The sequence below is a fragment of the Pseudomonas sp. 05T35 genome (genome assembly GCF_056396605.1).
In genome coordinates, this window is the sequence record NZ_JBFTLU010000238.1 from 1 (window position 1) to 8,311 (window position 8,311).

Below are 8,311 nucleotides of genomic sequence, written 5' to 3' on the forward strand. Positions count from 1 at the left end.
CACTAAAGCCTTTCCCGCCACGATCTTCTACATCAACAACCTGACCCCATTAGTATTTATAAGAATCGTCTGATTTCCTCGAACAGCCTCGTTCTCTATCGTGTACTGGCATTTCGATGTAGTCCTTTCCCCATCAATACTAATGGACATCACCATGAAGAAGTTTTCCCTGGCCCTTATTGCCATGTCAGTTATCGCGGCCTCTGGCAGCGCTTTTGCCGCAGATCCTCCTACCCAGGGCGGCAGCGGCAAGATTACGTTCACGGGTGTCATCAACAACGACGCCTGCTCCGTTGACGGCGCCAACGCCGACCGCGTGATCTCCGTGAATATGGGCGCGGTGTCCATCAAGGACATGGGGACTGCCGAAAGCCCCGCTTCGGGGCGTGTAACTGCAAAAGACTTCAACCTGAACGTCAACTGCAACCTGGGCACCAAAGTGGCCATGATCTTTGACGCGAACAGCGGTGGTTCAGGCCTGGTCACCGGCAAGAAAGTCCTTGCGCTGACCAAAGGCACCGGCACTGCCGCCAACGTCGGCATCGCCCTGCTCGATAGCAACGGCGCATTGATCGACCTGAGCTCCAAAACTACCGCCAAGATCCAGAGCGGCATGCACGGTACAGGCACGGCCGGTGGGGATACCACGCTGAACTTCTCCGCCGCCTACGTCACTACCGGCGCTGCCGGCACCTCCACCGCCGGTCGCGGTGACGCAACACTGCCGTTCATCCTGCAATACGAATAAGCCGTAGAGCCAGACCGAATATGCGCGAGGCTTCCCAGCCTCGCCATTCACATAGAAACAAACGGTAAACACTATGTTGCGTCGTTCAATTCCCGCTTGCCTGGGTCTACTGGGCTTGCTCATGGCTGCCCAAGCCATGGGCAGTATTTCACTGAGTGCCACCCGTATTGTCTTTGATGGCCAACACAAGGAAGCCAATGTCACTGTACGTAATGGCAATCAAGATGTATTGATTCAATCCTGGGTCGACAGTGGCGACTCGAAGCCAGGTGCCACGCCTTTTGCTGTCTCACCTCCCCTGACCCGGATATTCGCCAAGGAACAGCAACTGCTGCGCGTTCTGTATGAAGGCGCCGGCATGCCGACGGACAAAGAGTCCGTAGTATGGCTCAACGTCCAGGAAATACCGCAGGCCGCCCTCGCCGAAAATACTTTGCAGTTGGCTGTGCGCCAGCGCATCAAAATATTCTTCCGCCCTGCCGGCCTGCCCGGAGATGCTCTGCTGGCACCCTCCGAACTTCAATGGCAACTCGCTCAGCACTCTGGGAAAACCGTTTTAAGCGTCAAAAACCCTAGCCTGTATCACGTTTCCATGGCAGATATAAAACTTCAAGGTTCACAACAAGTTGAACTGGCAGCCGACTCGACAATGATTGCGCCCGGAGAAGAAAAAGAGTTTGTCATTAGAAAGTTCTCAACAGACAGCACAGCACGCCTGACGTTCTCCAGTATTAATGACTATGGCGCACAAAACCAATACGCGGCAAAGCTCGCGAACGGCAGTTCAAACAGTGCCAACAGCACAGAGACATCGCCTACGCCATAACTGCCTACTTAACCCCGGCATGCTTTGAGTATGCTTCTACTCGCTCCGCCCTGTAGTTATTCGCGGATGACATAGGTTCTTTGCATGTCTTTTTTTTCTGGCAACAGGCCCAATCATTGTGCAAAAAAATGCGCGCGGACGTTACGTCATACAACAACTTTTAGTTCGCTGAAGTTAAATGCCTTATCGCTGGCCGTTTTTGCAGGTTTGCCTTCTTTGGCACTTGCAACACAAGCACCAGCAGACACTGCCGAACAACCGCAAGTGGAAGCGTTCAACACCACGTTCCTGCAAGGTTCGCCATCAGCGGTGGACCTGCAACTGCTGCTGTCTGCCAACGGCGTGCTGCCGGGCAACTATCGGGTCGACCTTTACAGCAATGAAGTATTGGTGGGCCGGCGAGATATCGATTTCAACCGCAATCCGCAAACAGGTCGCGTCGAGCCGTGCCTGACCTTTGACCTGCTTAAACAACTGGGTGTCGACATCGCCAGGCTGCAAGCCCGGGACAAGCTCGACCCGGACATCCCGCAAAGCTGCTATGACCTACCGTCACTGATCGATCAGGCCACCCTGCATTATGACTCAAACCACCTGCGACTGGCTGCCAGCGTACCGCAAGTGGCGATGCAACGCGGCATGCGCGGCTATGTCGATCCTGCGCTGTGGGATGATGGCGTACCGGCAGCCTTTATCAACTATCAGTTCAACAGCAGCCGCAGTGCCGGTGACTTCGATACGCGTATCGCCAATAACCTGGGTCTGCGCAACGGCATTAACCTGGGCGCCTGGCGCCTGCGCAACGAGTCCAACTTGAGCAGCGGCACCGGCCGCCCAAAAACGTTCAAGAGCAACCGCAGCTATCTGCAACATGACGTAACTGCGCTCAAGGGGCAATTCAGTGCCGGTGACATTTTCTCCGATACCGATTTGTTCGACAGCGTGCGCTATCGCGGCTTGAAACTGGCTTCCGATGAGGGCATGCGCGCCGATAGCGAACGCGGTTATGCACCAATCATTCGGGGAGTGGCGCAAACCAACGCCACCGTGGAGATTCGTCAGAACGACTACATCCTGTACACCACCAGCGTGCCGCCAGGACCGTTCGAAATCAGCGATATCTATCCCAGCGGTTCCAACGGTGATTTACAGATCACTATCATCGAGGCCGACGGACGCCGTCGGGTGACCCAGCAGGCGTTCTCCAGCCTGCCGATCATGGTGCGTGAAGATCAGGTGAAATACAGCATCTCTGCCGGTCAATACAGTAGCAACACCGACGGCATGGCGACACCGCAATTTATCAGCAGCACCCTGGCCTACGGCCTGACCAGCAACCTGACCGGTATCGTCGGCGTACAAGCCAGTGACAACTACAAGGCCCTGTCGTTGGGGGCGGGCAAGAACACCTCACTAGGCGCCGTCTCTTTCGACGTTACCCACTCATCCAGCCGTGCCCTGGGGCAAATAACTCAGGGTAATAGTGTGCGTGCGTTGTATGCGAAAACCTTTACCGGCACAGACACCAACTTCACCCTGGCCGCTTATCGGTACTCAACCGAGGGCTATAGAACCCTGCCCGACCATGTGGAAGACCTGAGTGAGGGAGCGCGCAAGCGTACCGGCAACTCGAAAACCCGCACCGACCTGACAATCAACCAGAGCATGGGACGCAACCGGGAATTCGGCAGCCTCTACGTCAATGCCAGTGACCAACGTTACTGGAACCGCGGCGGCTCTCAGAGCTTTTCGGCCGGCTATAGCAACAACTGGGGTGATGTCAGCTACAATCTTGGCGTGACGCGCACTAAGGACCTTGGGACGTGGGGACCTTCAAGCAGCGACACCCAGCTCAACCTATCCGTCTCTTTCCCGCTGGGTAGTCAACCTCGTGCACCACGGGCGTTCGTCACCACCAGCACTCAGAAAGGCAGCAGCGACACTCAAGCGGGTATCAATGGTTACCTGTCCGATACCAGCGATACGTTCTATTCGGTTCAAGGTGGCAACAGCAGCACCAGCGGCAATTCAGCGTCAGCCAATATCAACAGTCGTACGTCGGTGGCAGACATCAGCCTGGGGTACAGCCAGGGACGTGGTTATGACTCGCAAAACCTCAACGTTGCCGGCTCCGTAGTGGCCCACGCGGGCGGAGTGAACCTGGGACAGACTGTCAGTGAAACCTTTGCGCTGGCCGAGGTACCGGGAATCCTGGGAGCAAAAATCAGCAGCTACAGTGGCGTTGAGACTGGGCGTAACGGCTACGCGGTCATCCCCAACGCGCAACCTTATAGGGTGAACTGGATCAGTCTGGATACCCGCGATCTGGGTGGAGATATCGAAATCGACAACGCGACCCAACAGCTGGTGCCGCGCCGGGGAGCGGTGGTGGTAGCACGATACACCGGCAAGACCGGTCGACGGGTGCAGTTCGAGCTGTTTGATGCACAAAACAAGGCCATTCCGTTTGGCGCCGCGCTGGAAGACGCCGCCGGTAAACAACTGGCCATTTCTGACCCGAGCGGTAAAGCCCTGGCGCTGGTGGAAGAAGAATCAGCCACCCTCACCATCAAATGGGATGGCAAACACTGCCTGGCGCCCTATGCATTGCCCGAGCGCAACAAAGCCCTGAACTATGAGCGCGTGCGCCTGCAATGCCAGCCATGAAAAACGCGGCCTTCGCCAATCACGAAGGCCGCGTCAGCATCAGCGGCTTTTACGGAACACAAACACCAGGCCGACGATGATCAACAGCATGCCAAGCATGCTCAACATCGCCAGTCTGTTGCCGAAAATCAGGTAGTCCATCACTGCCGTCACCGCCGGCACCAGGTAGAACAAACTGGTGACATTCACCAGATTGCCTCGGGCGATCAGGCGATACAGCAGCAAGGTCGCCAGCAACGATACCACCAGGCCCATCCACAACACGGGCACGATGAACCCCGTGCTGTGCTCGAAGTGGAATGGCTGGAACGGCACGAAAACTCCGCACAACAGCAGCCCGGCCAGGTATTGCACCGGCAGTGTGCCGAGGGGATTGTCGGTGATGCGCTTCTGCATGATCGAGCCTGCGGTCATGCTGACCAGCGCCAGCAAACCAAAGAGCATTCCGGCCAGCGACATGCCGGCCAGGCCGATGCCCTGATAGACCACCATGATCAACCCCGCCAGCCCGAGCATCAGGCCGAACATCCGGCTCCTGGAGCGTTGGCGCTCAATCAGCACCACGGTGAGGATCGGTTGAACCCCCATGATCGTGGCCATGACCCCGGGCGTAACCTTCAGGTCCAGCGCCAGCAGATAGAAAATCTGATAGGCGCCCAGCAATACCAGGCCGGTGGCCGCGGCATACAGCATCGGCTTGCCGCGCCGGGGCAGTTTGAGCTTGAGCAACGGGATCAACAGCACCAGCCCACAGAGGGCAATGGCAAAGCGGATCAACAGAAAGGCAAAGGGTGAGGCGTGAGCCAGCCCCCATTTGGAGAAAATCGCCCCGCTACTCCAGAGCAGAACGAACAGGCTCGTGGACGCCGCCGCGAGCGCGGTCTTTTTTGAAATGAGCAACATGAAAACCACCTGTCATCAGGCAAGAAGCCAACTCAGCCGAAGCTGAAATTCAGTCGTTGTGTTCAGGCGGGCGCAGGGAACAGCAGAAGCCGCTGATCAGCCCGAGAAGCCAACACCTGGCGGTGAAACCACCGCGCACACCGGCGTGCGACTGACAGGAGGGGGATAGTGACTGATCTGCGCAGGCTGCACATTCCCGCACGGCACGACGCCAGCGTTGACCGCTGAATCGACTACCGCGTTGATGAGGGATGCAGGCATGGGCTGATCTTTTTCGAGGGAGAAATCGCCGGGTTGGAAACGCAGCGAGCGCTGACTATAACCAGCGCTCGATATTTTTTGCAATGACCGGATCAAAAGATCGCAGGCCTGTCGCTCAGCCAAACAACCAGTAACCCAGCGCCGTCAGCACCACAACCGCCAATATTGGCCGCAGGATGCGGTACATCTTGGGATTACGGCGCTTCCACTTTTTGACCACACCGCTGAATTTGTCGCTCGAGTTCTTGCTCCAGGCGTAGACCTTGTTGATCCCGCCGACGCGCTCGTCATCGAGGTTTTGCGGCGCCGTGGCACGGCCCAGCAGGCCACTGATGTAACGGTTGATACGCGTCATCAAGCGGTTGCTCAGCGGTCGTTCGATGTCACAGAACAGAATGACCCGGGTCGTTTCGGTTTCGTTCTTGACCCAGTGCACGTAGGTTTCATCGAACATCACGTCTTCACCGTCGCGCCAGGCGTAGACCTGACCGTCGACAAAAATGCGGCAGTCGTCGGAGTTCGGTGTMGACAGGCCCAAGTGATAACGCAGGGAACCGGCAAACGGATCGCGGTGCGGGTTGAGGTGGCTACCGCCCGGCAACAGGGCAAACATCGCGCCTTTCACGTTGGGGATGCGGCTGACCAGCTCGACGGTTTTCGGGCAGAGCAATTCGGCCGATGGCAGCGGTTTGTCGTACCACTTGAGGTAGAAACGCTTCCAGCCCTTCTTGAAGAACGAACCGAAACCGGCGTCGTTGTTCTTCTCGGCGGCGCGAATATAGCCTTCGTCGAACAGGTGCATGGCCTCGTCACGAATGACTTCCCAGTTTTCCTTGAGCACATCCAGTTCCGGGAACTTGCTGCGGTCCAGGTACGGTTTGGACGGCACTCCCGAGAACAGGTACATCAAGGCGTTATAAGGAGCGAACAACGCCGAGTGGTTGACGAACTGACGCAAGACCGGCAAACGCGCCTTGCCGCGCAAATGCACGTAGAGCGTGCTGCCGATGAACAGCAGCAACAGCGACGCCTTTGCGGCAAAGGAAAAGGTCATGAGGAAACTCCTTGAAAAAAGGTCTCTCTGCGCATTGTCAATTACCCGACATGGCAGCCGGCCATGATAAACACTACCGGCCTTGGGAAAAACCCACATAACTGAACAATCAGTGTTAAAGGTTGCGCAATAAAGCACTTATTAACATAAGGCACCTGAACCTTGACTGATTTGAGTCAACACAAATTTTGGGAGCGCTTCGCACTCCAGCGGGAGCAAGCTCCCTCGCCACAACGTCAACACAGACGTTACTGCTGCAATTCCTGCTCGGTGAACAAATCGCTGAACAACATGCTCGACAGGTAACGCTCACCGGAGTCCGGCAGGATCACCACGATGGTCTTTCCCTGCATTTCCGGGGTTTCGGCCAGACGCACGGCAACCGCCATGGCCGCGCCGCAGGAAATCCCGGAGAGAATCCCCTCCTCTTGCATCAGACGCAGGGCCATGGCCTTGGATTCTTCATCGCTGACCAGTTCAACCCGGTCAACTATCGACAGATCGAGGTTTTTCGGTACAAAACCCGCGCCGATGCCCTGGATCTTGTGCGGGCTTGGCTTGATTTCCTCACCGGCCATGGCCTGGGTAATCACCGGCGAGACCAGCGGTTCCACCGCCACCGAGAGAATCGGCTTGCCCTGGGTGTTCTTGATATACCGCGAAATGCCGGTGATGGTTCCGCCCGTACCGACACCCGAGACCAGCACATCAATGGCGCCGTCGGTGTCGTTCCAGATTTCCGGACCGGTGGTTTTTTCGTGGATCGCCGGGTTGGCCGGGTTCTCGAACTGCTGCGGCATGAAGTAGCGGGCCGGGTCACTGGCCAGAATTTCGGCAGCCTTTTCGATGGCCCCCTTCATGCCTTTGGCAGGCTCGGTCAGTACCAGTTCGGCGCCAAGGGCCTTGAGTACCTTGCGCCGTTCGATGCTCATGGACGCCGGCATGGTCAGCACCAACTTGTAGCCGCGAGCTGCCGCGACGAACGCCAGACCGATGCCGGTGTTGCCCGAGGTCGGTTCGATAATGGTCATGCCCGGCTTGAGTTTGCCGCTGCTTTCAGCATCCCAGATCATGTTCGCGCCGATCCGGCATTTGACTGAATAGCCCGGATTGCGTCCTTCAATCTTCGCCAGAATGGTCACGCCGCGAGGCGCAATACGGTTGATCTGAACCAATGGCGTATTGCCGATGGAATGCGCGTTATCAGCAAAAATGCGGCTCATGGCTGGGTCCTTATGCAGCGTTGGAGAAGCCTCCAAGGGTATGCCTCGCACCCTTGGGCGTCCAGTCGCGGAACAGGCGGCACCCAAGTCTGGCCGCTTACCGAGCTGACCGGGTCACCTTGTGACGCTCCATTCAGAGACTGAATAAGCCGTCTGCGTTCACAGTCGACCGGGCGCCGCGTTATAGTCGGGCATACTTTTATTTCGCCCGCCCTGCCCGGCGCAGATCGGCGTTACCGTTCGAGGAATTACCGATGAAGTTCGAAGGCACCCGCGCATATGTCGCCACCGATGACCTGAAGCTGGCGGTCAACGCCGCCATCACCCTGGAGCGGCCCTTGCTGGTCAAGGGCGAACCTGGCACCGGCAAGACCATGCTCGCCGAGCAACTGGCCGAGTCCTTCGGTGCCAAGCTGATCACCTGGCACATCAAGTCCACCACCAAGGCTCACCAGGGCCTGTACGAGTACGACGCGGTCAGCCGCCTGCGTGACTCGCAGTTGGGTGTGGACAAGGTCCATGACATCCGCAACTACCTGAAAAAGGGCAAGCTGTGGGAGGCCTTCGAGTCCGAAGAGCGGGTGATTCTGCTGATCGACGAAATCGACAAGGCCGACATCGAGTTCCCG

8 protein-coding genes are annotated in these 8,311 nt (G+C 57.3%); 4 read left to right on the forward strand and 4 right to left on the reverse strand.

From position 1 onward, the window contains the following. The first annotated feature begins 154 nt into the window (after nt 1-154). The 3 genes from AC1DH9_RS18180 to AC1DH9_RS18190 all read left to right on the forward strand — a co-directional run bounded on the left by AC1DH9_RS18180 (nt 155) and on the right by AC1DH9_RS18190 (nt 4,241). Entirely contained in the window at nt 155-748 is a 594-nt protein-coding gene (locus AC1DH9_RS18180) for a fimbrial protein (RefSeq protein ID WP_427540602.1), read from the forward strand. Between the two features lie 73 nt (nt 749-821). Continuing rightward, on the forward strand, nt 822-1,574 hold the full coding sequence (locus AC1DH9_RS18185; protein ID WP_427540599.1) for a fimbrial biogenesis chaperone: 753 nt from the start codon (nt 822-824) through the stop codon (nt 1,572-1,574). 84 nt (nt 1,575-1,658) lie between these two features. Then, entirely contained in the window at nt 1,659-4,241 is a 2,583-nt protein-coding gene (locus AC1DH9_RS18190) for a fimbria/pilus outer membrane usher protein (RefSeq protein ID WP_427540596.1), read from the forward strand. 39 nt (nt 4,242-4,280) lie between these two features. On the opposite strand, the gene AC1DH9_RS18195 is transcribed toward AC1DH9_RS18190, so the two are convergent. From AC1DH9_RS18195 to cysK, 4 genes are all read right to left on the reverse strand, one after another. Then, entirely contained in the window at nt 4,281-5,144 is an 864-nt protein-coding gene (locus AC1DH9_RS18195; RefSeq protein WP_427540593.1) for a DMT family transporter, read from the reverse strand. Nucleotides 5,145-5,240: 96 nt separating this feature from the next. Beyond that, the gene (locus AC1DH9_RS18200) at nt 5,241-5,405 is read right to left on the reverse strand and encodes a hypothetical protein (RefSeq protein WP_167360482.1); all 165 of its coding nucleotides are present in this window, start codon (nt 5,403-5,405) and stop codon (nt 5,241-5,243) included. Nucleotides 5,406-5,520: 115 nt separating this feature from the next. Then, the gene (locus AC1DH9_RS18205) at nt 5,521-6,459 is read right to left on the reverse strand and encodes an aspartyl/asparaginyl beta-hydroxylase domain-containing protein (RefSeq protein WP_427540590.1); all 939 of its coding nucleotides are present in this window, start codon (nt 6,457-6,459) and stop codon (nt 5,521-5,523) included. A 248-nt stretch (nt 6,460-6,707) separates the two neighbouring features. Beyond that, entirely contained in the window at nt 6,708-7,682 is a 975-nt protein-coding gene (gene cysK, locus AC1DH9_RS18210) for a cysteine synthase A (RefSeq protein WP_427540587.1), read from the reverse strand. Between the two features lie 254 nt (nt 7,683-7,936). On the opposite strand from cysK, the gene AC1DH9_RS18215 reads away from it, so the two are divergent. Continuing rightward, nucleotides 7,937-8,311, forward strand: a 375-nt coding sequence (locus AC1DH9_RS18215; protein ID WP_477808536.1) for an AAA family ATPase, incomplete at its 3' end; no start/stop codon positions are given.